Genomic DNA, 25,624 nt, shown 5'->3' with positions numbered 1-25,624 from the left:
AATAAGATGTCTTTTGCCAAAATCTATACGAGAGGCCTTTTGGGGCTGCATGCCCCACAAATTGAAGTCGAAGTTCATATCAGTTCAGGCTTGCCTTCATTAACGATTGTAGGATTACCTGAAGCGGCAGTACGTGAAAGTAAGGATCGAGTTCGTTCAGCTATCATTAATAGCGGTTTTCAGTTTCCAACCAAGCGCTTAACCATCAACTTGGCCCCAGCAGATCTACCCAAAGATGGTTCACGACTCGACCTCCCGATTGCTTTAGGTATCTTGATTGCTTCTGGACAACTCCCTGAAAAAAGTACTGAAGGGTTTGAATTTATTGGTGAACTAGCACTTGATGGACATTTACGAGCGATTTCAGGTGCATTGACCATTGCGATGGCCTGCCAACAGGCACAACACCGTCTATTACTTCCCACAGGAAATTTAGAAGAAGCCAATCAACTCCCCAATTTTGAGGTATATGCAGCCAACCACCTGCAGGAAGTCTGTGCACATTTTTCGGGCAACGCTCAAATTGCTGCTGCACCAGAAAGATCAAATCATGGTTTAACGTCTTATCAACTCGACCTAGCAGATGTTAAAGGACAATTACGCCCCCGTCGTGCATTGGAAATTGCGGCAGCGGGTGGACATTCGCTTTTATTTAAAGGTCCTCCAGGTACAGGTAAAACCTTACTCGCCTCTCGACTTCCCTCTATTTTACCGCCGCTCAATGCACAGGAAAATTTGGAGGTTGCCAGTATTTATTCCGTCGCCAATGCACAGCACAGCTTTGGACAGCGTCCATTTCGTGCACCGCACCATACCGCATCTGCGATTGCCTTGGTCGGTGGTGGTTCACAACCCAAACCTGGTGAAATTACCCTGGCTCATTTGGGGGTATTATTTTTGGATGAACTGCCTGAATTTGATCGCAAAGTCCTCGAAGTTCTGCGCCAACCGCTAGAGTCCAAAGAAATTGTGATTTCTCGTGCCGCACGGCAAATGACCTTTCCTGCAAATTTCCAATTTATTGCAGCGATGAATCCCTGCCCCTGCGGTTATGCCTTTAATCAAGATAGTCGCTGCCAATGTTCTCCCGATAGTATCCAGCGCTATCAAAATCGGATTTCAGGCCCCCTGCTCGATCGTATTGATTTACATATTGATGTTCCACCCTTACAAGCTCAGGAACTGCAAGATCGAACGCCCGTAGAAAATTCAGACAGTGTAAGGCAACGCGTCATCACAGCGTATGAAAAACAAATTCAAAGACAGCACTGTTTAAACCAAGCACTTTCACCAAAGTTGCTGGAACAACATGCCTTGCTAGATGACAGTTCGACCAAAATCATAGAAATGGCACAGCAGCGGCTCAACCTTTCTGCCCGTGCCTATCATCGGGTATTAAGAGTGGCTCGAACCATTGCAGATTTAGCTGAAAGCGAACGCATCAGTAGTAGTCATTTAACAGAAGCACTGTCTTATCGTGGCAGCCAAAGCTAAGAAGCGGCCTCAAGGCCACTTCTTTATAGATCAGTCTCAGTTAGAAGGCATAACCAAGTGCTAACACCACTTTATTCTTTTGTTTGGTTTCATCACGCGTATAACCACCAAAAATATAATCCAGACTCCAGGTTGCCCCTGTATTGCCCAAAGGATGCGATAAACCCAGTGTCGCATGACGGAAAGCAAAATCAGTTTTGGTTACATCCCCAGCTTTGGCCTCATAAGCCAGATACTCATCATCATCACCATAATAATAGGCTGCAACTTGCGCTTTCCCCGTAAATCCCCCTGCAAGTTTGGGTGCATAAGTCGCCAAGAAATACGTATCGCCTTTATTTCCGAAAGTCACATTATTCAATAAGGTTTGTGCGGTAATGCTGAAATCTTTATAGCTCAATCCCAAAATGGTTTCATAGCCTGTCGACTCCCAACCTGGATAATAGTAATAAACCGTTCCTCCAATTTGATAACCAAGATCTTCAGTAATTTTGCCTTTATAACCTGCATAGAAGTCATTTTCGAATGATTTTTTCTCTTCCTTCACATCGGTTGGTGAGGTATTAAAGTCGGCATAAGCAGCGGTTAAAGTCGAGAACCAGTAACCCAAATAAAAGCCACTGTCATGGGTATAGTCCAGCCCCCCTTGTACCGCTGGTGTATCGCTTTCTGGCGAGTTGGTCATACCACGTAAATTGTAGCTTGATACCACATTCACATTGCCTGTAATGGTTCCCGGAAATGGTAGTTTTGTTTCTTCAGCCAAACTCAACGTTGAAGCAGCAGTCACCATTCCTAGTACAGCAGCCTTGCATGCAAACTTCATCATATTGATCTCCCCCTATTTTTAGATACTCAATTGATTTTTAAGCTTTAAATTGCATCACAAGCTAATTAGCAATTGCTGTGCCAAATCATAGAAATAAAAAAAGATAAATAAAATCAAATACTAATAAGAATAAAATCAATATTTTTTAAGTTCTAAAGCAAAGTTGTTCTAATCATGCAACTGAAATGAGCGGCTCCTATCCTTCATAGCGCATAAAAAGCACCTTTTTAGCCAAGCACATAATTTTTATTCATTTAAAACTTGAGGTTCTGAACAGCATAAAAAAACAGCAAGTTCAAAAGAAACGCTGTTTAATGATAGCTATCAAACAAGATTCGCCTACTGTGCTTTCAAAAGTGCGAACAACATAAAAATTTTCAGACTGGCTGATATGATGATTAATGAAACCGTCCTGCTGACTTTAGGGTTCTTTGCTTTCTGTGGTGGTCTGATTGATGCCGCAGTGGGCGGTGGTGGTTTAGTACAAATACCTGCTCTACTACATGCTTTGCCACAACACAGTATTGCCACCGTTTTCGGTACAAATAAAGTAGCGGTTTGGGCAGGTACAGCATCCTCCATTTTTAAATTTGTTCATAAAATCAAGTTTGTCTGGAAACTTTTGATTCCGACGATGCTTGCGGCATTTATATTTGCATTTATTGGTGCGATGACCACTGCTTATATTCCAAAGCAATTGATGAGCTACATCGTTTTCTGTTTACTCATCATCATGGCCGTATATACATTTTTAAAGAAGGACTTAGGTGCACAAAGTACTTATGTAAAATGTAGTTCTAAAGAAATCTTGCTCGGAATCCTTTTTGGCGGATTGATTGGATTTTATGATGGCGTTTTCGGACCTGGCAGTGGAAGCTTTCTACTCTTCCTCTTTGTAAAAGTTTTTGGCTTTGATTTTCTCAATGCTTCAGCATCGGCAAAAGTTGTTAATCTAGGGACATTTAGCGCAACACTTTTGTTTTTTATACCCACAGGCCATGTATTGTGGGAAATTGGTTTATTGATCGCCATCTGCAATATTCTGGGTTCTTTAGTGGGTGTATTTCTCGCACTCCGCTATGGCAGCCAATTTATCAGATTATTTTTCCTGATCCTTTTAGTTTTTCTTATTGTAAGAATGGCATTTTCTCTATTTTGAATAGGTTATACAGCCTAATCAAAGCGAAGATCTCTCCTGTCCATCTAACAACTTAGATCGATATGAAAAGTAGAAAAGCCAGCAAAAATGCTGGCTTTTCTTTGTTCAAAGAAGATTAGAATGCTTTGGTTAAAGTAAACACAGCACCTGTTTCAGTACCACGTTTATAGGGTTGAGCATCCGCATCAATATTGGTTCCTACAGCCGCAAGTTCAGCTGTTAAACCCGACACTGATTTGACGCTATAAGTCATACCGACTTTCCAATCGACATAGTTGTCATCTTCAGCGCCCGTGTCGCTAAAGTCGTAGTTATCCACTTTGGTATAACCAACGCTTGCTACACCACCGAAGCCAGTGTCCGCAAAAGGTACATTATAAGTCGCATTTACATACCAACCGTTTTCGTCAGTACCTGCAAAATCATTGGTGTAGTTCAAAGTACCTAACAAACTGTCGCCAGAAGCAAGAACGTTTTTAAAGCCTAATTTAGCGTAAAGTTCTAACCAGTTAATATCCGATGCGCTTGGGTAACCGTAGTACCATAAACCTACATCTAAGGTCGGTTTGCCTGCAAAAGGAAGTTCCGTTGCATAACCCACATATGGATCTAACTCTAAATGAGGATCTGGGCCACCAAAGTTAACATTAGATCCCCATACACCTGCATATAACCCAGATGAATGCGTTAATGCAAAACCACCTTGTACCGCAGGATCACTTTGAGTTTGAGTAATACCACGATAACGATAATCAGTCGTTAACGCAGCCGTTCCAGAAAAGCTAAGGCCGTATTGAGATAATGTATTTGTTTCTTCCGCCATAGCAAAAGTCGAAGTCACTGCACAAATACTCAACGCGATTGCTTTACATGCAAATTTCATCATATTGATCTCCCCCATGATGGATATTCGACTGATTTATGTTTTAAATTGCATCGCAAAGTAATTAGCAATTGCTGTGCCAACTCTAAAAAAACTACGCTAAATCTAGATTTTGTCCCATAAAAGTGCTGTGGTTCAGTTCTAGGCGCCTCAGAATTGGTCTTGATCAAAAATAGATCTGGTTTTTTGAACTATTTAGAAGCGACAGAAAAATAAAGACTATTTTTCGCACAAAAAAGAGGCATTTTGGTGCTAATTCAATAGATAAAAATGCTTAAAAGATAAGCATTCCATTATAAAAACAGGCAATGTTCCATAAAAGTGCATCTACAAAAAACTTAAGTTAGTCTGAACATCTGTAACTTTTGGATTGGTCAGTCACTGTCATTCGTCGGGATGGTATTTTTTGCAAACCGATACGCTTATTTTTCAAACAAAGAAAAAATAACTCATTAAATAAAAAGAAAAAATAATGCAATAAATCACATATTTTCGCAAAAATAAATCAAAAAATAATCAGGCTATTTTATGATCAAAATAAAACAGATTATTACTTAAAATCATGCATTTAAATTTATTTTGATGCATTATTAAACGGGAAATAAATCATAAAATTATATAAGTATTTTATTTAATATTAATTAAATTATTTTAATAAAAATCTATCTTTTTTATGCATAACTTATACAATTGGTCAAAATTTCGGTTCTATCCCAAATTTATTTTTTTTAATGAGGCGAGCTATGCCAAAGGCAAATAAACTTACTTTAGCGGTTTTGATTAATGCCGCGTTAATTACCTCAACATATGCAAGCGAACAAAGCGAAGCAAAAGGACTTGTTGAAGATGCCAAAGGGGATATTTTATTCCGTACTGGTTATTTAAATCGTGACAAAAAGAACGGTGTCAAAGACACGAGCTCATACGCTCAGACGGCAATGGTGAAACTGGAAACAGGTTTTACTCAAGGTTTAGTTGGCTTTGGTGCTGGTGTGATCGGTGATGGCTCTTTTAAATTGGGCTCAAACAATAATGCCGGTAATGGTATGATTCCAAAGCATCCCGATGGTTCAGCCTATGATCATTGGGCTCGTGGTGGCGGTTTTGTAAAAGCACGTATCTCGAATACCACAGTGACTTATGGTACACAGATTTTAGATATTCCTGTTTTGGCAAGTAACACTGCACGTCTAGTACCTGAATACTTCGATGGTGTTTTGGCAACAAGCCGTGAAATTGATGGCTTAGAGTTAACTGCGGGTAAATTCACCAAAGACCAATACTCTGACCAAATTAATAGCGATGGTCGCCATTTAGATCGTGCCGTGGTTTGGGGTGCAAAATATAAATTTGATGATAATTTGAATGCCGCTTATTTTGGCTTAGACAGCAAAGATAAGTTAGATCGTCATTATATCAATTTGAATTATAAACAAGCATTAGATAAAGACAGTGGTCTGACTTACGATTTAAGCGCTTATCACACCAAATGGGATGAAAAAGCGAGCACGTATTCTAGTACGACTGATGACTTGTCTAATCGTAAAAATACCATTTGGGCACTTTCTACGACTTATAACACTGGTCCACACAGCGTGATGTTGGCTTACCAACAAAACAATGGTAATACCGGTTATGACTACGGCGAGAACGCTGACGGCGCTCAAAGTATCTATTTGCCAAACTCTTACCTGTCTGACTTCATTGGTAATCAGGAAAAGTCCGCACAGTTGCAATATAACGTAGACTTTGGTGGCTATGGCGTTCCAGGCTTAAGCTGGACGACTGCTTTTGTTTATGGTTGGGACATCAAAGTTAAAGATGTAGCCGACACTGCTCAAGAACGCGAGTTCTTTAACCAAGTGAAATACACTGTTCAATCTGGTTTTGCCAAAGATGCGAGCTTACGTTTACGTCACTCGTACTATCGTGCTAGCGATGCTTACGATAAGCTTTATATCGGTGATACCAACGAATGGCGTATCTGGCTTGATATTCCTGTGAAATTATTCTAATTCACATTTGATCAAGCAATAAAAAAACCTCCATTCATTTGAATGGAGGTTTTTTTATGACCAAGTTTTAAATTTTTAAAACTTGGTTAAGCATTTCAAAGTTACTTTTTAGCAGCTTCGATTGCTTTCAATACTTCAGCTTTGGCAACGTCAGCACCTTCCCAACCACTGATTTTTACCCACTTACCAGGCTCTAAATCTTTGTAGTGAGCAAAGAAATGCTCAACTTGGCTGATCAATAATGGCGGAAGATCCGTATATTCTTGAACATCTTTGTACAATGGAGATAATTTTTCGTGTGGAACAGCGATGAGTTTCGCGTCGATACCACCGTCATCTTCCATTTTTAATTTGCCCACTGGGCGGCAACGAATCACAGAACCAGCAGCAACAGGATGTGGAGTTACAACAAGTACGTCTAATGGGTCACCATCTTCAGACAATGTATTTGGTACATAACCGTAGTTTGCTGGGTAGAACATTGCTGTACCCATGAAACGGTCTACAAATAACGCATCTGAATCTTTATCGATTTCATATTTGATTGGCGCTGCATTTGCAGGAATTTCGATGATGACATAGATGTCATTAGGTGCGTCTTTACCCGCAGGAATATTGCTATAACTCATATCAACACTCGTTTAATATTGTGAAGTCAGATGTAAATCGGACAGATTATAACGTGAATACAATGAAAATGATGCTAGATATGCAAACAGCTGGAGAATTTTCTATCCAATGCTTTAGCTCATTTTAATTGTGATCACGAACAGTAAAATTGGACAAAGCAGCGAGAAAAACCAAATGATTGAACGCAAAGTCGCTAGATTGGCTAAATAACAGATGCCGTAAATCACTCTGAACACAATATAGGCCCAACCCAACGTAAGAATAAATCGCTCAGGCACCACCATATACTCTGCCATCAAAATAGCAGCAATAAACAAAGGCAAGCTCTCAAAGCTGTTCTGTTGCACTGCATTTGCTCGTGCCGACAGCCCTGTTGTTTTAGCCAAAAACTCACGCGGGTTTTGATTATCTTTTGCTTGAAAACCACCTTTTGATTTTGCAATCAAGGTAAAAACATACGGCAACAAACATGCGACTATAATCATCAATATAATGCCGCTAATACCTTGCATGCTGACATCCATCATTTGAAGTTCTTCTGATCATGCTATCATAATCTATAATTTATTGAACTTTCATTTGTGCTTGTTCAACAAGCGTTTCTTTTACACAGCGTATTTGTGTAAAAGTTGTGTTTTTTCATACAGTTTTAAGGTGCAACCATGCAACGCCAAGATCAAAAAGAAATGTTTGATGTTCTCGCCCAACAACGACAGCATCAGCTTTTAGTGGATCGTGTGCTGAAAGTTGTTCTGCCAATCGTCGCCTTTTTACTCTGTGTGATTTGTGCCAATCTGAATTGGCAATCAACTTTGGGTACCTTTGTGATTCTCACCGTGGCCTTTTATGCCGTCGGTATTTATCGCTTAACACTTTGGCACTGGCTCGCAGTGATCGTACTGTATGCTGTTGCAGATAACTATTTGAGTTTTAATGGTATCGATCCAACCCGTTTACGTTTTCAATTGGCCACTATGCTGGTATTTGTCGGTATTGTCGGCATCGGGCGACCTTATATTGATCGTTGGCTCATGAAATCAAATAGCGTTAAATAAATCCAAATAAAAAAACGCCGCGATTGCGGCGCCTTTCCAGTACCTCCCTTTTTTAAAGGGAGGCTAGGTGGGATTCTTAAGCTGGTTTACGTAAATCTTTACGTAAGATTTTACCTACGTTTGATTTTGGTAATTCTTCCATAAACTCAACATAACGTGGGCACTTATAACCCGTTAGGTTTTGTTTTGCATAAGCAATGATTTCTTCAGTGGTTAAAGAAGGATCTTTCTTCACGATGAATAATTTCGGCACTTCACCTGATTTTTCATCTGGAACACCAATCGCAGCCACTTCCAATACTTTTGGATGCTTCGCAATCACTTCTTCAATTTCACTTGGATAAACGTTAAAGCCTGACACCAAGATCATGTCTTTTTTACGGTCAACAATCTTCACATAACCACGTGAATCCATTACACCGATGTCACCTGTACGGAAGAAATTGTCAGCGGTCATCACTTTGGCAGTTTCATCTGCACGATTCCAGTAGCCTTTCATCACTTGAGGACCACGGATTGAGATTTCACCTTGTTCACCAAGCGCAACTTCTTTACCGTCATCATCTAAAATTGCAACTTCTGTTAATGGCAATGGAATACCAATTGTGCCACTGAATTCAGTTGTTGCAGGTGGATTCGCAGTTGCAACAGGCGAAGTCTCAGATAAACCATAACCTTCGATAATGGTTGTACCTGTGATCTTTTTCCATGCTGCCGCAGTTGAAGGCAATACCGCCATACCACCGCCCATCGCCATCTTCAGATTGCTATGGTCAAGTTGTTTGAATTCTTCGTTATTCACTAAAGCATTAAACAATGTGTTTACTGCTGGGAAGAATGAAGGTTGGTATTTACGTAATTCACCCACCACTGCAGGCAAGTCACGTGGATTTGGAATCAAGATATTCGCTTGGCCTTTGTACATACCGTAAAGCGCACATACCATGAATGCAAAGATGTGATAAAGCGGTAATGCACAAACGATACGATCGCCTTTCGCACTGTCAGAAGCACCAAATTTACTTGAGAAAATTGCTTCACACTGAAGTAAGTTTGCAACAAGGTTACGATGCGTCAATTCAGCACCTTTAGAAACACCCGTTGTACCACCCGTGTATTGCAGTACTGCCGTATCACTTAAAGTTAAGCTTGGGCGCTTGTAATTGCTCGGATTGGCTTTGTTCAATGCTGCATTAAATTTAGTATGACCTGGGATGTTCCACGCTGGAATTTGCTTACGTACTTTACGTAAAACAAAGTTGACCAATGTACCTTTCAATGTACCCAACATGTCACCTACAGAAGCCACCACAACATGCTTCACAGGTGTTTTACCAATAATGCTTTGATAAACGCTGGCAAAGTTTTCAATGATCACCAACACTTCAGCACCAGAGTCATTCAATTGATGCTCAAGTTCACGTGCGGTATATAATGGGTTCACATTCACAAGCACTAAACCTGCACGGAACACACCTAAAGCAACCACTGGGTATTGGAAAACGTTCGGCATCATGACCGCAACACGTGATCCTTTAGCTAGACCTAAGCTTTGTAAATAAGCAGCAAATTTACGGCTAGCGACTTCTAATTCATTAAACGTTAAAACTTTATCCATGAAGATAAAGGCATCACGTGAACCAAATTTTTGGAAATTGCGTTCAAAAATATCAACAAGTGAGGTGTTTTCAGCAGGCAGTTCAACTGTTTCTGGAATTCCTGTCTTTTGGTATTCAGCAAACCAAATCTTTTCCATAATGCCATTATCTCCGAGTGGTAATCCTTAAAAATGTAACAACGTTACGTCCATGACAAAACATTTTTTTTAACTTTTTGAATTGCCCTGTCAATCTATTCAAACAATATGAATACATTGTCATATATAACGTATTTGTATCACAGAATACTAGCCTTATCTCTGAATGAAGAGTCTATTTGCTTTTTGATATCCGCGTGGTAAAAGTTGCCCCTTTGTTGCTCTTTTTCCTAGATATTTTTGGAGATCGTCCCCTTTCAGTTTTAGATGCTGTTGTCCTGCAGCGACTTGGATTATTTCATCTAACGTCAAGGTTGTCATGGATAAAATTTGCTCTTTTTCATCAAGTTGTATCAACTTGTTACCTTTACCTTTATTCAGAACTGGAAGTTCTGCTAAATCAAGAATCAGTAACCGCCCTGATGAACTCAAAATGGCAACATGGGTTGCTTGCTGAATTGGCAGCAATGGTAAAGCAAATGCTTTATCAGCCACACTTAAAAATGCTTTACCTGCTTTGGCATTGGTATCTAACTGAGCAGCTTGCGTTTTAAAGCCATAACCGTTTGAACTGGCGACTAATAACTCCTTGTTATCATCATCAATAAACACTTGGGTGAACGAAACACCACTGGCAGGTGATAATTTTGAACTAAGCGGTTCTCCTAAACCTCGTGCCGAAGGTAGACTACTAATTGGCAAGGCATAACTACGCCCTGTTTGATCCAAGAAATACACCCGTTGATTGGTTTTACCCACAGCATGACTTAAATACTGGTCACCCGCTCGGAAGTTAAGATTCGCAGCATCGACATCACCGCCTTTGGCTGCACGCACCCACCCTGCTTCTGACAGAACAACCGTTACCGTTTCAGCAGGCAACAAATCTTGTTCTTTAATCTGTACTGCATCTGCGCGTACAACGATTGGTGAACGGCGATCATCACCGAACTTTTTCGCGTCTTCTTTCAACTCGCCAATAATAAGATTTTTCAACGATTCAGGATTTGCCAATTGCTCACGGATAATGGCTGCTTTCGCCTCCAACTCCTCTTGCTCACGGCGAATTTCCATTTCTTCAAGCTTGGCTAAATGGCGCAGCTTAAGTTCCAGAATCGCTTCAGCTTGAATATCGTCAATTCCAAAATGCTGCATCAACACAGGTTTTGGTTGGTCTTCTTCGCGAATAATCCGAATCACGGTATCAATATCTAAGTAGGCGATTAAAAGACCTGCCAAGATATGTAAACGCTTTTCAATTTTGGTTAAGTGATATTGCAAACGACGGGTCACGGTTTGCTTACGGATCTCAATCCACTCTAACAAGATGCGGCGAATTGATTTCACCTGTGGACGGCCATCGGCTCCAATCATGTTCAAATTGACACGATAGCTAGATTCTAAATCTGTCGTGGCAAATAGATGACTCATTACCGTTTCTGCATCGACACGATTAGAGCGCAGCACAATCACCAAACGGGTTGGATTACGGTGATCAGATTCATCTCGAATATCCGCAACCAAAGGTAACTTCTTCGCAATCATTTGATCGGCAATTTGCGTCACAACTTTAGAACCTGAAACCTGATACGGCAATTCGCTAATCACGATTTCATTTTTCTCAACCGTATACACTGCTCGAACACGGTAACTACCACGGCCTGTGGTTTGAATTTTCAGTAATTCTTCAGGCGGGGTAATGATTTCAGCTTTGGTTGGTAAATCTGGTGCAGGAATATACTCTGCCAATTTTTCATCTGTGGTTTCAGGATTACGAATCAACGCAATCGTGCCCTTCACCACTTCACGTAAATTGTGTGGCGGTATATCCGTCGCCATCCCCACTGCAATCCCGGTTGTACCATTCAACAGAATATTGGGAATACGTGCAGGTAAAGTGATTGGCTCTTTCATCGAGCCATCAAAGTTATCTTGCCATTCGCTGGTACCTTGCCCAAGTTCACTCAGCAATAACTCACTATACGCTGACAGTTTGGCTTCGGTATAACGCATAGCCGCAAATGACTTTGGATCATCTGGCGAACCCCAGTTACCTTGACCTTCAACCAATGGATAGCGATAGCTAAATGGCTGTGCCATCAACACCATCGCTTCATAACATGCTGAGTCACCGTGTGGGTGGTATTTACCGAGTACGTCACCGACGGTACGTGCCGATTTTTTCGGTTTGCCTGTCGATTTTAAGCCGAGCTCACTCATCGCATAAACAATACGGCGCTGTACGGGTTTTAAGCCATCACTGATATGGGGCAATGCACGATCCATAATCACGTACATGGCATAGTTCAGGTAAGCCTGCTCAGTGAATTCGGCTACGGAACGGTTTTCTGTTGCATGATGTGCAAGGCTGGTCATTTCAGCGAGTCATCCAAAATCATTTATTATCGTCAATGCTTTGTATGCTATGTGGATGCAGGCGTTGTGACAAGCCCTTGTTGTTGTTTAAACGTCAAATGGTGTCTTGTTAAGCTTAATGCAACATATTCAATAGAATTTCTGATGCTGAAAACCAGCCATTTTTCTCTGCCTTTTTTAACCACGCCCTAGCTAATTCGTCATCTTTTTCAACATAAAGCCCCTTTAAATAAAAAAGACCCAAGCTAAACTGAGATGCTGCAATTGCATGATTAGCAGCGGCAGAATAAAACTCAAAGGCTATTTTTAGATTTTTTGCAACGCCAGTACCATTTTCATATTTATCTGCAAGATTATTAATAGCAGGCGGAAACTGCTGCTGTACGGCTTTCTCATAATATTTTAATGCAAGATCAATATCCAAATGTTCATCTTCATTAGAACCTGAATGGTAAACACCTAACAAATATAAAGCCGCAGCATTACCTTGTTCAGCAAGTTCCTCAAGCTCTTCAATATAAATCATGTCATTTTCATTATAGATGGGTTGCGCCATCCAAGTTGAAGCCCAATTATATTCAGCAACAAGTGACTGATTATAGGTAGCCGCAATCCATAACCAATTTCGACCCAACAAGAGATTCTGAACGGCTCCATTGCGCCCTAGACAATAATTAAGTCCTGTTTTTATTTGTTCACTTACATCTAACTCCATAACTTCGGGAGTCATTTCTTGCACAGATAAAAGATTCATTTTTAATTTAATAATCGTATAAAAGCTATCATATTTAAGATAAATAATTCTTAGAAGGCATTAAAAACCTTCAATAAAATAAATTGCAGGCATGCTTTCCAATCAATGCTCATCGGTGGAGGAAGCAGATTCTGCATCATCTTCCTTATAAATAAATTTCGGCATTTCCAGACCAAAATAAATCGCGATTAAACGTAAGGTAAAACCGAATACCAAGGTAAAAATCACAGTAAGATCATGTGGCAAGCCAACTTCTAAACACACCCAGTAACAAATCACGGCAACGAAGGAAATACTGGCATACAACTCACGACGGAACACCAAAGGCACATCATTACACAGAATATCGCGCAGAATACCACCCGACACGCCTGTTAAGACCCCTGCCACCGCAGACACCACAAAACCATGTCCCATCGACAAGGCAATCTGACAACCAATGATGGTGAAACCAATTAAACCTAAGGCATCTAGAACCAAAAAGATGTTGCGCAGATGACGCATCCATTTGGCAATAATGATGGTGACAAAGGCTGCAATACAGGTCAAAACCAAATATTCAGGATGTTTTACCCAAGTCAAAGGATAATGCCCGAGCAGCACATCGCGCACTGAACCACCGCCTAAAGCCGTCACGCAGGCAATCAGCACTACACCAAACCAGTCCATACTACGTCGGCCCGCTGACAATGCACCTGTCATCGCTTCTGCAGTAATGGCAATAATATAAATCACGGTGAGTAACATCTGCCTACATCCCTAAATCAGGCGTAAAAGTGTGCGCTATTCTAAGACAAAGTTAGATGAATTGCGCACAACATTGTTTAAATTTTTTCCCCGAGCCACAAATACAGGGCTGTTTCATAGTGATCTGCATGTCTAAGGTCGGATCAAGGAAATACCATTGCAACTCATGCAAAACAAAATGTGAAATTTCATGATGAATATGTGCTTGTTTGCCATCATGATAATGTGCCTTAAACTCAACCAGAGCATGGGTTTTATCCAGCTTGGGTTGATGCTGCACCACTTCCAGTTTCAACCATTGATTTGATTGACTCCAATCGGCAATCGCTGCACGATCCAACAAAGTCTGCTGCCCCAAGGCCGTGGTTTGCAAAATATAGTCAATCTGCTGCAATGCAAAGGCACTATAACGCGAGCGCATGAGTTGCTCTGCACTTTGAGCGGCCTGTTGTTTTAAATGCAAGGGCTGACAACATTCAGCATAGGGGCCATGTCCGCAAGGACAATTCTTTGACAAAATCATTTTGAATTCTCAAATAAAAATAGCCCGAGTAAAACCATTGCATCACAACGGTCAAACTCAAGGCTATTCAGAATAATACAGCTTAGTTATTTCTCGACAGACTTCTCTTTGGCAAGAATGCGCACTTTTTCAATTTTGTGCCCATCCATGGTGACCACTTCAAAGCGATAGCCATCGACTTCAATCATGTCACCATTTTCAGGTAAGCGGCCTAAATGGAACAGGATATAGCCTGACAATGTTGAGTATTCTTCGCTTTCATCGACCAAATCTTTGCCCAACAACAAAGACACATGGCGAATATCGGTTGAACCTTCTAGTAACATCGAACCGTCATCTAGACTTTCCGCAGTTGCTTCCAATTCGTCTTCATCTGGGAATTCACCTGCAATCGCTTCTAGCATGTCAATCGGCGTGGCAATCCCTTCAATCGAACCATATTCGTTCAATACGATCGCCATTTGCAACGGTGCTTGACGTAATTGCTCCATCACCATCAACACTTGCGCATTCTCATGCACAATCACAGGTTCACGTAAGTGCTTAGTGAAATCAATCGCACCTGTTTCGATGTATTCATTCAACACTTTATGGGTGAGTACAATACCTTCAATATTATCTAGCTCACCCCGCGCAATGATCAAACGGGAATGGGTCATTGCCATTAAACGTTCTTTCAACTCAGCAGGATCATCATCGAGATCTAACCATTCCAATTCTGGACGTGGCGTCATCACCGACTTGACTGGACGCTCAGATAAACCCAATACCCCTTGGACCAAGACACTGTGATATACCCCATTATCTTCATCAAAGACTTCTTTGGCATAAGCTTGAGTCGCTAAAACATCTTCTGCTTCTTTGTCTTCATTACCATTGCCTTTACTGCCCAACATACGCAGTACGGCAGAGGCGGTGCGATAACGTAAATCAGTGGTCGTGACCAATTTCTCTTGGTTACGGCGCATCGTCTGATTGATCATTTCCACCAACACCGAGAAACCAATCGCAGCGTACAAATAACCTTTCGGAATATGGAAACCAAAGCCTTCAACCACCAATGAGAAACCAATCATCATCAGGAAGCCAAGACATAGAATCACCACAGTTGGATGCTTATTGACAAAGTCCATCAGTGGTTTTGATGCCCAAAGCATGATACCAACAGCAATAATCATTGCCAGCATCATTACACTTTGATGCTTCACCATACCAACCGCAGTAATCACACTATCTAAAGAAAAGACAGCATCCAAAACTACAATCTGAACAATAACCATCCAGAAAGTAGCATGCACTGGATTTTCTTCTTTCAGTGTTTGATGACCCTCAATTCGCTCATGCAGTTCCATGGTGCCCTTAAATAATAAGAACACACCACCAAACAGTAAAATCAGGTCACGACCAGAAAAAGCATGATCAAAAATATGAAACAGTGGTTCAGTTAATGTCACGACCCATGCAATTGCCGCAAGCAATCCCAAACGCATCAGTAAGGCGAGAATCAAACCAACTCTACGAGCGGCATTACGTTGTTCTGGAGGTAGTTTCTCTGCCAAAATTGCAATAAAAACAAGGTTATCAATACCCAGTACAATTTCAAGCACCACCAATGTGGCTAAGCCAACCCAAGCAGCAGGATCTGACATCCATTCCAGAATCATTGAGGTGACTCCTCTGCAAAATCAACAATATTGTTATGAAGTTGAGATTTTAAAAGGTCGGCACAAGTAGCCAAAACATTTTTTTTAGGAAAATAGAACAATGCGGAGCGACAACAACCACTACTCATAGAGGTACATAGATTAATAAAAGGATTTTTAGTATAGGCAAGATTTCAGTGAAATTCACCCTTTTTATGTGGATGATGTTTTCAAATTCTTTCTAAGCGTTACAAAATAGCTTTGTATGTAAAGTGTGCATAAAACTGTCACAAACCTCATTTAGCCTAGACAAGCACAGTGAAAATGATAAGGTGAAAATAAACGAATGAATAGTGTATTAAGAATGACAGAGACAAGAAGCATTACTCCTACTCCCATAAAAACCACCCAATCTCTTATTGCGTTATATTGCGGTTCACGTACAGGTAACAAGCCGATTTACCGAGACAAAGCCATTGAACTTGCCCAGCATATTGCCAACCAAGGTTTTGGTATTGTCTATGGCGGAGCCAGTATTGGTCTGATGGGACAAGTGGCTGATACCGTACTTGAACATAGTGGTGAAGTGGTCGGCGTGATTCCTGAATTCATGCTGGATTACGAAATTGCTCATCATAAACTGACCGAACTACATATCGTCAGTAGCATGCATGAACGCAAAGCCCTGATGGCTGAACGTGCCAGTGCGTTTATTGCCCTACCAGGTGGCCTAGGTACATTTGAAGAAATTCTGGAAATTGCCACTTGGGGACAGCTCAATCAGCACCAAAAACCGATGATTATTTATAACGTGAACCATTTTTATGATGCATTGATTGCACAACTGGATCATGCTGTGGAAGAAGGTTTCTTGCCACCGCAGCATCGTGCCAAAGTGATTATTTGCGAAACGCCTGAACAGATTTCAAATGTCATTAAAAATTTAAATGCTCCAACTCATATCGAAGTGTAAAGCATCGAAATAAAAAAGCGGATCAGATCGATCCGCTTTTTTATGGCTAACACTTACTGCACATTGACTTGATATACCGCTGTTGAACCACTGACTTCATTACCGACCACCAATAAAGGCTTGCCATTTGGCGAGTCTTTCGCCGCAACAAAAATTAACCCTTCAGGTCCTAAATCTCCCTGCTTGGCCGTATCGGTTTCAACAAAATTACGCGTGGTAAAATATTCAATATATTTAGGCTTATTCGGGGTGGTAATGTCATACACCATAACGCCACTCATCCGTTCCAAGCCGATAAAAGCAAAGGTTTTCTTGCCAATGCTACCTACAGTAACCCCTTCAGGTTCTGGGCCCTTCGCAGCGCTTCGTTTATCAAACGCCACTTCTTCATGATCAGTATTAAAGTAATTCGGGAACAGTTCGGCTATTTTCTTTTCAAATTCGCTACCCGAGTCCCAGACCATTTGGCCTTGAGTATTCCAGATACTGAATGAGCGTGCACCATAAGCATAAAGCTTGTCATAAACCAAATAACCATCTGCATCAAGTTTTGGCGTACCATCGGCATGCATTTGGTAACCCTTGGTCCAAGTCACTTTTAAACGACCTAATTGGTTATCTTCACGGCATTCTTTTGCATCTGTTGCCGTTGCACCACAATAACCAAATACTGCGGCATTGAGTCTTGCACCTTTGACGCCAACAGCAATTTTCTGCAAGTGTGCTGGATACTCATCTTTCACTTTATTGGTAAAGCCACTGCTCTTAAATAAATCTTTAACTCGAATTTCTTCCACAAAGCCTTTGCTTGTATCACCACCAAAATATGCATCTGAATCCTTTAACCATGCCCGCGCATCACCTTCATTGGCTGTGACCAAATAGGTTTGACCATTGGCTTGATAATTGGCAATCGAGTCAGGTTGATACATACCCACTAAGCCAGCCCATGTTTTGATGTCAATTTTCTTGTCTTTATCACTAACATCCAGCTCATTGCCAACGAGACCATGATCTTTATAGCCCAATGGATAGATATCGGTCACTTTCTGCTGAGCAATATCAATCCGTGCAATCGCATTGTTTTCTTGGAGTGTCACCCAAGCAGTTTTGCTGTCCGCAGAAACAGTAATATATTCAGGCTCCAAGTCTTGAGCGACAGTTGCATTGGGCCCAAAAATACGTACTCCTTTAGCCAATAAATCTGCCTTTTGTGTGTTCCACGCCTTAAAGTCTGCCTCACTGGTTTTAGGCTGCTGGATATTACTGACATAGATAATGCTGACAGATCCCTCAGGGTCAACTGAATAATCATCATTTGGCTCAGCTTCATTGGCCACCAAAACAGTTTTACCGTCTGGGCTAAAGGTCAACATGTCGGGTAAAGCACCAACATTGACTTTACTGATAAAACTTAAATCTTTGGCGTTAAAAAAGACCACGATCCCTGTATCGGTTTTCTTCTCAGCTTGGACTGCAAGTGCAACAATGCCATTTTTTACCGCAACACTATTTACTTCCGAATTAGCCAAATAAGTGCGTGCAGATAGCTCAGCAATATGGACTGGTTTTTCAGGTTTTGACGCATCTAGCACATCAACCAAACCCTTCTGTGCATTGACAACAAATAGACGTTTGGTCGCAGCATCATAGGCTGGAATTTCAGCCGCACTTTTGGCAAAGATATTGGTTTCATAGCGCCCCAACAAGCTCAACTTAATTGTTTCTGGCGTCAGCTCTACGACCTCAGGTGTTGGTGTTACGTTGTTATTATCATCATTACAAGCCACTAACCCCACCGACAACAATGCCGCCAATAAAACTGAAATCTTAAATTTCATGATCAAATTCCATACAATTTATGTTGTATGGCTAATTTAGTATTGGGTGATGCAAATTCGATGACACTTTAATGTCAGTTTCATGACCACTCTTTGACAATTTTAGTCTGTATTTCAAGCACAGTTGCATTACACTAAAACTGACTTTTTATCCGTCACGGCCCATGACAACGACAACCCATCAAGCTGTACAGCCCGAATTTAGATTGTTGGTGCTCTTGGTCTCCATTGGCTTTTTTATGCAGGCCTTGGACACCACTATCGTCAATACTGCGATTCCAGCCATGGCAGTGCAACTCAATGAAAATCCACTGCAAATGCATGGCGTCATTGTCGCGTATGTGCTGTCTGTTGCAGCCTGTATCCCTTTAAGTGGCTGGCTGGCAGATCGTTTCGGAATTCGGAATATCTATCTCAGTTCCATGGTGATTTTTAGCTTGGCGTCACTGGGATGCGGCTTGTCTCAAAACCTAGAGCAACTGTTGTTTTTCCGCGTGATTCAAGGTGTCGGTGGCGCACTCCTGATGCCTGTAGGCCGTTTGGCTTTATTAAAGCTGATTCCACGCTCCCAATTCCTGTCCGCCATGAGTTTGATGAGCCTTGCTGGGCTGGTCGGGCCGCTCATGGGACCGACTTTAGGGGGCTGGTTGGTTGAGGTAACGACTTGGCACTGGATTTTTTTAATTAACATTCCGATGGGAATCTTGGGAATGATCATGACCTTTAAAGTCATGCCAAACCAAAAAGAACCTACAGTCAAAGCCTTCGATTTAAGTGGTTTTATCTTATTGATGGTGGCGATGGTCGGCTTGTCCTTAGGCATTGAAAATATTGCAGCTTCACAATATTCACGCTGGGTCAGCCTCGGTTTATTAATCACAGGATTGGTCGCCGCAGTAGCTTATGCCTACCATGCACATAGTCATCAAAATGCCTTGTTTCATGGCCGCTTATTCCGCTACAAAATTTTCTCGATTGGGGTATTGGGGAATTTCTTTGCCCGTTTAGGCAGTAATGCGATCCCCTTTATCTTGCCATTGATGTTGCAAGTTGCTTTTGGTTTTGAACCCTTTATTACAGGGTTAATGATGATTCCCATGGTCTTGGGCTCATTATTTTCTAAACCCATTATTCGTCCGTTGATTCAACGCGTTGGCTATCGTCGTTTTCTACTGACCAATACCGTTTTGGTGGGGTTGTGCATTGCTAGTTTTTCGCTGATGACGGCCGAGACACCGCTGTGGCTGAAAGTCTTGCATCTGTTTATCTTTGGAACACTCAATTCCCTGCAATTTGTGGGTATGAATACCCTAACGCTCAAAGATTTACCACAACAAGATGCCAGCAGCGGCAATAGCTTTTTATCCATGATTATGATGCTCTCCATGAGTATCGGGGTTGCTTTGGCAGGCACACTGATTAATCTGTTTGGTCAGCATTTCTCTACCGCTTCGATCAGTACCGCCTTCCACGCCACCTTGATTACCCTTGGCTGTATTAACATCATTACCGCATTGGTATTTTGGCAGATTCCAAAAGAGACCACGGATTAAATTTAAAATTTTGAGCTCAACGACAACAATAAGGAAAAATGACATGATCGTTCCCCAACATTGGGCCGAGGCTAAAATAAAAACCAAGATTGCAGGACGTCAATACACCATCAAACGTTTTGGCTGGTCAGATCAAAGTCTAGAAGCTGCACAGACACATGCTGAACAGCGTGTTGCCGAAGCGATTGAAAGGATTAAGGCAGGCGAAAACATTCGCAGAATTGATCATAAAGTCCCTTATAATGGCGCTGAAGGTGTACCTATACGCGAGCAAATTATTGCTCAGCAAGACGAGGTGGTGATCACTCGAAACGCTTATGGCGCATTATGTTTAAACACGCCAGATGTAATATTTGCAGATATTGATTTTGAATACACGCCTCCTTTTAAGTTACGTCTTGCCGCATTTTTATTGTTGCTACTCATCTCAGTCGCTAGTGCCATTTATACGGCGTCATGGATTGTCCTCGGCGTTGGATGCATACTGTCCTTCTTATTGACAGGTCTGGTGACAAAGATCCTGTTTGATCTGTACAGCAAGTTAGGGGGAACACCTGAGCAACGAGCCTTGGCATCCATTCAGAATTTTTCTAAACAGCATCCCACATGGCATTTACGCGTTTATCTCACCCCAAAAGGCTATCGGGTTTTGGTGATGCACCAAACATTTGATCCTCATAGTGATGAGGCTCAATCTCTGTTTAATGCCATCAAAGCCGATCCAAATTATGTGCGGATGTGTAAAAACCAGAATTGTTTTCGCGCCCGAATCAGCCCGAAACCTTGGCGAATTGGGGTCAATCGGTTACGTCTAGGTGTTTGGCCAGTCAGTGAGGAACGTTTAGCCATACGAGAAAATTGGGTTTTGGATTATCAAAAACGCGCTGAGAATTATGCGTCGTGTAAATTTGTGGCACAATTGGGTAGTCAGACCATTCATGCCAAGGCGAAAAGAGTACAATCTATCCATGATCAATACTGTAAATCTGACACTCGCTTAGACATCGCATAATACGAATGATATGGTAAAAAAATCTGCGAAACTGCCCCACGCTAAATATTACCCGACCTATGCCAGTATCGGCTTAGCCGTCATGCTGGGTATCGTCAGTTACTTCGGTTTGTTTTACCAGCAAAAAGCCGCCGCTCAAGATTACTCCATCCGCGGCTTTGACGTTTCACATCATCAAGGTGAGATTAATTGGGAAAAAATCTCCCCCCTGCAATATCAATTTGTGTATCTCAAAGCCACTGAAGGCGGTGACTTCAAAGATCGGAACTTTCAACAGAATTGGTTAAAAGCGCGCGAGCAAGGCTTGCATGTTGGTGCTTATCATTTCTATCGTTTGTGTCGTGATGGGGCCATCCAAGCCGAAAATTTTATTGCAACAGTGCCAAAGAAAGCAGATGCCCTCCCTCCTGTGATCGACCTTGAATACGACAGCAACTGCATTAATGCCTATACCAAAGAGCAGCTACTCAAAGAAATTCAGCTCATGCATGATCAATTGCAAAAGCATTATGGCAAACAGCCTATTTTCTATATTTCTAAAAGTTTCTATCACATTGTATTGATGGGTAATTTCAACAACACTCCATTATGGGTCAGGGACTATGACGGTAAACCTGAGCTCAAAGATGGTCGCCAATGGTTATTTTGGCAGCACAGCAGCCAAGGTAAAATCGCGGGTATTCCTAAAGCTGTGGATTTAAATGTCTACGCCGAATCGCCAAAACAATGGCGGATTTTTTTGAAAGAACAAGGCATTGACGATGCCAAATGAACTACGCAAAATCATCCATATCGACATGGATGCCTTTTATGCTTCAGTTGAACTGAAAGATCGCCCTGATCTAAAAGATTTGCCTGTGGTGGTGTCCTCACATCATCCTCGGGCAGTGATTGCCGCCGCATCCTACCCAGCCCGTGTCTTTGGACTCCGTTCCGCGATGTCGATGGGACAAGCCAAAAAACTGTGTCCACAAGTGGTGGTGATAGAACCGAATTTTGAGAAATATCGTCAAGTCTCAACTCAAATCCATCAGATTTTTCAGCAGTACACCCCTTTAATCGAGCCACTGTCTTTAGATGAAGCTTATCTCGATGTCACTGAAAATTTGAAAAATATTGCCAGTGCCACTGAAGTCGCGGCGCAAATCCGTGCTGATATTTTTGCAGTAACGGGGCTCACTGCATCTGCAGGTGTCGCACCGAATAAGTTTTTGGCAAAAATTGCATCGGACTGGAACAAACCCAATGGCTTATTTGTAATTAAACCCAATCAAGTACTCCGCTTTATCCAAGATTTGGCCCTGAATAAAATTCCGGGGGTTGGAAAAGTCACTCAAGAACGACTCAATCAACTGAATCTGCATACCTTGGGTGATCTACAAAAAATCGAAGAAAATGTGCTGATCCATCATTTTGGTAAATACGGCAAACAACTTTATCAATATGCTCAGGGAATTGATCATCGTCCCGTAAAAGCAGAAAGAGAACGCCAACAAATCTCCAAAGAGATCACCTTTGATGATGATTACACACTCGTTCAGTGCAGCCATGCTTGGCAGCCTTTGGCCGAGCAAGTGTGGCGAAGCTTGAACAAAAAACAGCTCAGCGCACGTGGTGTCAATGTAAAACTGAAACTCAAAAATTTTCAGGTGTTACAGCATAGCAAGAGCTTTAAGCAAGCCTTACAATCTCAACAGGATTTGGGACAAGTAGTTTTACAACTGCTCGATGAAATGCATATTGACCCAGATTTCCAATTTCGCCTGATTGGTGTTGGCGTTTATCAGTTACAGCCACTCCAAGAAGAATCTCAACTTTCTTTATGGTAATGCTGTTTTTTTAAACAAAAGCATGCGTCTTACCAAAATTTATGTTTGCTTTTTATGCAGTTTTCAGTACTCTAAGCAACGCAGTAACATTATCCATGTTGCTTGCTTTGCTAAAGAAATCCTCACTTTTAGCATCTGCTCCTGTGGTTGGCGTGACGATCAAATCCGAATATTACAGGGCACTTCAAGTGTGATTTATCAATTTTTCCTCGTTATAAAAATTCTGAATTTAATCCTTCTCTCCGCCAAGACTTCAGTTAAACTAACTGCATAAAATTAGAATATTGCGCATTACAACGGTCTTATGAAGCAAAAACAAATTCTCTGTGTTGAAGATGAAGCTGCAATCGTACTGCCACTGCGTTATGCGCTTGAGCGTGAAGGCTGGTCTGTCAGTTGGGCCAATACAGGCACTCAAGCACTACAGTTCCTGACACAACAAACCTTTGATTTTATTATTCTTGATGTAGGACTACCTGACCTGAATGGCTTTGAAGTTTGTAAACAACTGCGCCAAAAATACCACACCCCATTGCTATTCTTAACCGCAAGAGATGACGAAATTGATCGGGTGGTAGGACTCGAAATTGGTGCAGATGATTATTGCAGTAAACCCTTCAGCGCACGTGAAATTGTGGCGAGAATTAAAGCCATTTGGCGCAGAATGGAAGCGTCAACTCAGCCTGTGGTAGCAGTGCCGCGACTCCCTGAAACAGAAGTCATTTTGCAATCCTCAACATGGTCATGCAACCCACAGTCTTTGCAGATTCATTATCATCAACAAGCACTACAACTGACTCGCTATGAATACCGCTTGTTATTTTTACTGATTCAGCATCCTGAACAGGTGTTTAGTCGCCAACAGCTGATGGATCATATTTGGGAACATCCAGAGCATAGCTTAGAGCGTACGGTCGATACTCATATCAAAAGTTTAAGACAGAAACTCAAACAAGTTACCCCAAATGATGATCCGATTCGAACCCATCGTGGTTTTGGCTATAGTTTAGTGAAATTGAGCTAAGCCATGTCAATCTTCGTCCGTATCTGGTTTTTCTTTAGCTTAGTGGTCGTGCTCAGCTTAGGCTTTATCGCATATACCCTCACTCAGCAAGTAAAACCCAATGTACGACAAGTGGTTGAAGATACACTTGCTGAAAATGCCAATATCATTGCGCAATTAATTGCAGAAGATGTCTATCAGCACCAAGTCGATACCCCAGAATTCGATCAAAAAATTCAGGCTGCTTTATCACGCCAACTCAATGCCACGATTTGGCAGCATAGAAAAGAACAAATCAATCAGCAGCTATATATCACTGACCGAAACGGTATCGTCATTTATGATTCTGAGGGTGAGGCTGTGGGACAAGACTATTCCAAATGGAATGATGTCTATTTGACGCTACAAGGAAAATACGGCGCACGTTCGACCGCAACCAATCCTTATGATCGTAACAGTAGCGTGATGCATATTGCTGCCCCGATAATTTATCAGCAACAATTACTCGGTGTGGTTAGTATCGGTAAGCCAAATCAATCGGTACAACCTTATATCGAACGCGCCGAACAACAATTGATTTACCAAGCTTTGTGGATTGCCGCGCTGAGCCTGTTACTTGCCAGTATGGTTGCATATTGGCTTAGACACAGTATTGATAAAGTACGACGTTATGCACAGGCATTGGCACCCGTGAATCAGGCCCCTTTCTTTTATTCTGCCAAAGAGCTTAATCAAGTGACCCAAGCCTTGAGCGAGATGCGAGAAAAACTGGAAGATCGTGGCTATGTCGAGCATTATGTCAATACACTTACGCATGAACTAAAAAGTCCACTCACCGCTATTCAGGCCAGTGCCGAGCTGTTACAAGATGATTTACCACTTGCAGATCAGCAACAATTCGCGACGCATATTGTTCAGCAAAGCCAGCGTTTGCAATCTCTGATTGAACGTATGTTGCTGTTAACACGACTCGAAAAAAATCAGCATACTCTAGAGTTTCAAACCCTCGATCTGAATACACTGATTCAGCAATGCATCCAGCAGCAACACAGCGCATTACAGCTCAAACACATTCAGCTCCACCTTGATCTTGCTCAGCAATGTACTGTATATGCAGACCCCTTTTGGCTCAAACAGGCGGTGAATAATTTACTCGACAATGCCAGAGATTTTTGTCCGCTTGATGGTCAGATCGCCATACAATTACAGCAAGATATTTCTTATCAGAACATCAGCTTGTTATTTTTTAATGAAGGCGATGCAATTCCTGAATATGCCTTAGCTCGTGTCTTTGAAACTTATTTTTCCTTACCGCGTCCGCACAATCAACAACGCAGTACAGGTATTGGCCTGAGTATCGTGAAGCAAATTATTCAACAACATCAAGGGGAGATTAACATTCAGAATATTGAAGCAAATCGCCTCGATTTCTTGGCATTCCATCATTCAGGTGTATTGGTCACGCTTAGACTTCACACAAACTTCACTTAAGCTTCAAACCGAACTCATTCGAACTGCATATCACCTAGAGATACTGGTCACATCCCAA

22 protein-coding genes are annotated in these 25,624 nt (G+C 41.7%); 11 read left to right on the top strand and 11 right to left on the bottom strand.

Going from position 1 to position 25,624, the window contains the following annotated elements:
• The first annotated feature begins 6 nt into the window (after nt 1-6).
• Complete coding sequence (locus tag MMO42_RS17070; protein WP_241321481.1) at nt 7-1,494, top strand: YifB family Mg chelatase-like AAA ATPase; 1,488 nt, start codon at nt 7-9, stop codon at nt 1,492-1,494.
• A 40-nt stretch (nt 1,495-1,534) separates the two neighbouring features.
• Here MMO42_RS17070 and MMO42_RS17065 read toward each other — a convergent pair whose 3' ends face one another.
• A complete protein-coding gene (locus tag MMO42_RS17065; protein WP_005291212.1) occupies nt 1,535-2,323 on the bottom strand; it encodes a TorF family putative porin in 789 nt (262 codons plus the stop codon).
• Between the two features lie 394 nt (nt 2,324-2,717).
• Here MMO42_RS17065 and MMO42_RS17060 point away from each other — a divergent pair, with 394 nt between their 5' ends.
• A complete protein-coding gene (locus MMO42_RS17060; protein WP_241321480.1) occupies nt 2,718-3,482 on the top strand; it encodes a TSUP family transporter in 765 nt (254 codons plus the stop codon).
• Nucleotides 3,483-3,597: 115 nt separating this feature from the next.
• Here the strand turns inward: MMO42_RS17060 and MMO42_RS17055 are convergent, their stop codons facing one another.
• Complete coding sequence (locus MMO42_RS17055; protein WP_241321447.1) at nt 3,598-4,368, bottom strand: TorF family putative porin; 771 nt, start codon at nt 4,366-4,368, stop codon at nt 3,598-3,600.
• A gap of 740 nt (nt 4,369-5,108) precedes the next feature.
• Here MMO42_RS17055 and MMO42_RS17050 point away from each other — a divergent pair.
• Nucleotides 5,109-6,380: an OprD family outer membrane porin gene (locus MMO42_RS17050; protein ID WP_005291202.1), complete on the top strand. Its 1,272-nt coding sequence runs from the start codon at nt 5,109-5,111 to the stop codon at nt 6,378-6,380.
• A gap of 101 nt (nt 6,381-6,481) precedes the next feature.
• Here MMO42_RS17050 and ppa read toward each other — a convergent pair whose 3' ends face one another.
• On the bottom strand, nt 6,482-7,009 hold the full coding sequence (gene ppa, locus MMO42_RS17045) for an inorganic diphosphatase (RefSeq protein WP_004656389.1): 528 nt from the start codon (nt 7,007-7,009) through the stop codon (nt 6,482-6,484).
• Nucleotides 7,010-7,123: 114 nt separating this feature from the next.
• Nucleotides 7,124-7,522: an MAPEG family protein gene (locus MMO42_RS17040; protein WP_005291200.1), complete on the bottom strand. Its 399-nt coding sequence runs from the start codon at nt 7,520-7,522 to the stop codon at nt 7,124-7,126.
• A 150-nt stretch (nt 7,523-7,672) separates the two neighbouring features.
• Between MMO42_RS17040 and MMO42_RS17035 the strand changes: the two genes are divergently transcribed.
• Nucleotides 7,673-8,065: a hypothetical protein gene (locus MMO42_RS17035; protein WP_241321446.1), complete on the top strand. Its 393-nt coding sequence runs from the start codon at nt 7,673-7,675 to the stop codon at nt 8,063-8,065.
• Between the two features lie 76 nt (nt 8,066-8,141).
• On the opposite strand, the gene MMO42_RS17030 is transcribed toward MMO42_RS17035, so the two are convergent.
• The 6 genes from MMO42_RS17030 to MMO42_RS17005 form a co-directional block, all read right to left on the bottom strand.
• Nucleotides 8,142-9,821, bottom strand: a complete 1,680-nt coding sequence (locus tag MMO42_RS17030) for an AMP-binding protein (protein WP_241321445.1) — start codon at nt 9,819-9,821, stop codon at nt 8,142-8,144.
• A gap of 156 nt (nt 9,822-9,977) precedes the next feature.
• Nucleotides 9,978-12,197, bottom strand: a complete 2,220-nt coding sequence (gene parC / locus MMO42_RS17025; RefSeq protein ID WP_241321444.1) for a DNA topoisomerase IV subunit A — start codon at nt 12,195-12,197, stop codon at nt 9,978-9,980.
• A 115-nt stretch (nt 12,198-12,312) separates the two neighbouring features.
• Nucleotides 12,313-12,927, bottom strand: coding sequence for a sel1 repeat family protein (locus MMO42_RS17020; protein ID WP_241321479.1), 615 nt, complete (start codon nt 12,925-12,927; stop codon nt 12,313-12,315).
• Between the two features lie 126 nt (nt 12,928-13,053).
• Nucleotides 13,054-13,698, bottom strand: a complete 645-nt coding sequence (locus tag MMO42_RS17015) for a trimeric intracellular cation channel family protein (RefSeq protein WP_004802075.1) — start codon at nt 13,696-13,698, stop codon at nt 13,054-13,056.
• Nucleotides 13,699-13,750: 52 nt separating this feature from the next.
• Entirely contained in the window at nt 13,751-14,221 is a 471-nt protein-coding gene (locus MMO42_RS17010; RefSeq protein WP_241321443.1) for a YchJ family protein, read from the bottom strand.
• Nucleotides 14,222-14,307: 86 nt separating this feature from the next.
• Nucleotides 14,308-15,885, bottom strand: coding sequence for a TerC family protein (locus MMO42_RS17005; RefSeq protein ID WP_005154688.1), 1,578 nt, complete (start codon nt 15,883-15,885; stop codon nt 14,308-14,310).
• A 325-nt stretch (nt 15,886-16,210) separates the two neighbouring features.
• On the opposite strand from MMO42_RS17005, the gene MMO42_RS17000 reads away from it, so the two are divergent.
• On the top strand, nt 16,211-16,837 hold the full coding sequence (locus tag MMO42_RS17000; protein ID WP_241321442.1) for a TIGR00730 family Rossman fold protein: 627 nt from the start codon (nt 16,211-16,213) through the stop codon (nt 16,835-16,837).
• 53 nt (nt 16,838-16,890) lie between these two features.
• Here the strand turns inward: MMO42_RS17000 and MMO42_RS16995 are convergent, their stop codons facing one another.
• Nucleotides 16,891-18,678 (bottom strand): choice-of-anchor I family protein, encoded by a 1,788-nt coding sequence (locus MMO42_RS16995; protein ID WP_241321441.1) that lies wholly within the window; start codon nt 18,676-18,678, stop codon nt 16,891-16,893.
• Nucleotides 18,679-18,842: 164 nt separating this feature from the next.
• Here MMO42_RS16995 and mdtD point away from each other — a divergent pair, with 164 nt between their 5' ends.
• The 6 genes from mdtD to creC all read left to right on the top strand — a co-directional run bounded on the left by mdtD (nt 18,843) and on the right by creC (nt 25,566).
• Nucleotides 18,843-20,231 carry a multidrug transporter subunit MdtD gene (gene mdtD, locus MMO42_RS16990; RefSeq protein ID WP_241321440.1) on the top strand — a complete coding sequence of 463 codons (1,389 nt, stop codon included), beginning with the start codon at nt 18,843-18,845 and terminating at the stop codon, nt 20,229-20,231.
• A gap of 43 nt (nt 20,232-20,274) precedes the next feature.
• Nucleotides 20,275-21,243, top strand: coding sequence for a hypothetical protein (locus tag MMO42_RS16985; protein ID WP_241321439.1), 969 nt, complete (start codon nt 20,275-20,277; stop codon nt 21,241-21,243).
• 10 nt (nt 21,244-21,253) lie between these two features.
• Nucleotides 21,254-22,015 carry a glycoside hydrolase family 25 protein gene (locus tag MMO42_RS16980; protein WP_241321438.1) on the top strand — a complete coding sequence of 254 codons (762 nt, stop codon included), beginning with the start codon at nt 21,254-21,256 and terminating at the stop codon, nt 22,013-22,015.
• A complete protein-coding gene (gene dinB / locus MMO42_RS16975) occupies nt 22,005-23,072 on the top strand; it encodes a DNA polymerase IV (protein WP_241321437.1) in 1,068 nt (355 codons plus the stop codon). Before MMO42_RS16980 ends, dinB begins: the two co-directional genes overlap by 11 nt.
• 304 nt (nt 23,073-23,376) lie before the next feature.
• Complete coding sequence (gene creB, locus MMO42_RS16970; protein WP_241321436.1) at nt 23,377-24,096, top strand: two-component system response regulator CreB; 720 nt, start codon at nt 23,377-23,379, stop codon at nt 24,094-24,096.
• Nucleotides 24,097-24,099: 3 nt separating this feature from the next.
• Complete coding sequence (gene creC, locus MMO42_RS16965) at nt 24,100-25,566, top strand: two-component system sensor histidine kinase CreC (RefSeq protein ID WP_277603374.1); 1,467 nt, start codon at nt 24,100-24,102, stop codon at nt 25,564-25,566.
• Nucleotides 25,567-25,624 lie beyond the last annotated feature (58 nt).

The organism is Acinetobacter sp. ANC 3882 (genome assembly GCF_022549545.1).
GTDB lineage: Bacteria > Pseudomonadota > Gammaproteobacteria > Pseudomonadales > Moraxellaceae > Acinetobacter.
Note: the sequence above shows the minus strand (reverse complement) of the source record. Positions and strands in the feature narration are given on the sequence as shown.

Bases quoted from the DNA above. Each gene is read 5' to 3' on its own strand.
- MMO42_RS17070 (WP_241321481.1), top strand. From the start codon at position 7: ATGTCTTTTGCCAAAATCTATACGAGAGGCCTTTTGGGGCTGCATGCC.
- MMO42_RS17065 (WP_005291212.1), bottom strand. From the start codon at position 2,323: ATGATGAAGTTTGCATGCAAGGCTGCTGTACTAGGAATGGTGACTGCT.
- MMO42_RS17060 (WP_241321480.1), top strand. From the start codon at position 2,718: ATGATTAATGAAACCGTCCTGCTGACTTTAGGGTTCTTTGCTTTCTGT.
- MMO42_RS17055 (WP_241321447.1), bottom strand. From the start codon at position 4,368: ATGATGAAATTTGCATGTAAAGCAATCGCGTTGAGTATTTGTGCAGTG.
- MMO42_RS17050 (WP_005291202.1), top strand. From the start codon at position 5,109: ATGCCAAAGGCAAATAAACTTACTTTAGCGGTTTTGATTAATGCCGCG.
- ppa (WP_004656389.1), bottom strand. From the start codon at position 7,009: ATGAGTTATAGCAATATTCCTGCGGGTAAAGACGCACCTAATGACATC.
- MMO42_RS17040 (WP_005291200.1), bottom strand. From the start codon at position 7,522: ATGCAAGGTATTAGCGGCATTATATTGATGATTATAGTCGCATGTTTG.
- MMO42_RS17035 (WP_241321446.1), top strand. From the start codon at position 7,673: ATGCAACGCCAAGATCAAAAAGAAATGTTTGATGTTCTCGCCCAACAA.
- MMO42_RS17030 (WP_241321445.1), bottom strand. From the start codon at position 9,821: ATGGAAAAGATTTGGTTTGCTGAATACCAAAAGACAGGAATTCCAGAA.
- parC (WP_241321444.1), bottom strand. From the start codon at position 12,197: ATGACCAGCCTTGCACATCATGCAACAGAAAACCGTTCCGTAGCCGAA.
- MMO42_RS17020 (WP_241321479.1), bottom strand. From the start codon at position 12,927: ATGACTCCCGAAGTTATGGAGTTAGATGTAAGTGAACAAATAAAAACA.
- MMO42_RS17015 (WP_004802075.1), bottom strand. From the start codon at position 13,698: ATGTTACTCACCGTGATTTATATTATTGCCATTACTGCAGAAGCGATG.
- MMO42_RS17010 (WP_241321443.1), bottom strand. From the start codon at position 14,221: ATGATTTTGTCAAAGAATTGTCCTTGCGGACATGGCCCCTATGCTGAA.
- MMO42_RS17005 (WP_005154688.1), bottom strand. From the start codon at position 15,885: ATGATTCTGGAATGGATGTCAGATCCTGCTGCTTGGGTTGGCTTAGCC.
- MMO42_RS17000 (WP_241321442.1), top strand. From the start codon at position 16,211: ATGAATAGTGTATTAAGAATGACAGAGACAAGAAGCATTACTCCTACT.
- MMO42_RS16995 (WP_241321441.1), bottom strand. From the start codon at position 18,678: ATGAAATTTAAGATTTCAGTTTTATTGGCGGCATTGTTGTCGGTGGGG.
- mdtD (WP_241321440.1), top strand. From the start codon at position 18,843: ATGACAACGACAACCCATCAAGCTGTACAGCCCGAATTTAGATTGTTG.
- MMO42_RS16985 (WP_241321439.1), top strand. From the start codon at position 20,275: ATGATCGTTCCCCAACATTGGGCCGAGGCTAAAATAAAAACCAAGATT.
- MMO42_RS16980 (WP_241321438.1), top strand. From the start codon at position 21,254: ATGGTAAAAAAATCTGCGAAACTGCCCCACGCTAAATATTACCCGACC.
- dinB (WP_241321437.1), top strand. From the start codon at position 22,005: ATGCCAAATGAACTACGCAAAATCATCCATATCGACATGGATGCCTTT.
- creB (WP_241321436.1), top strand. From the start codon at position 23,377: ATGAAGCAAAAACAAATTCTCTGTGTTGAAGATGAAGCTGCAATCGTA.
- creC (WP_277603374.1), top strand. From the start codon at position 24,100: ATGTCAATCTTCGTCCGTATCTGGTTTTTCTTTAGCTTAGTGGTCGTG.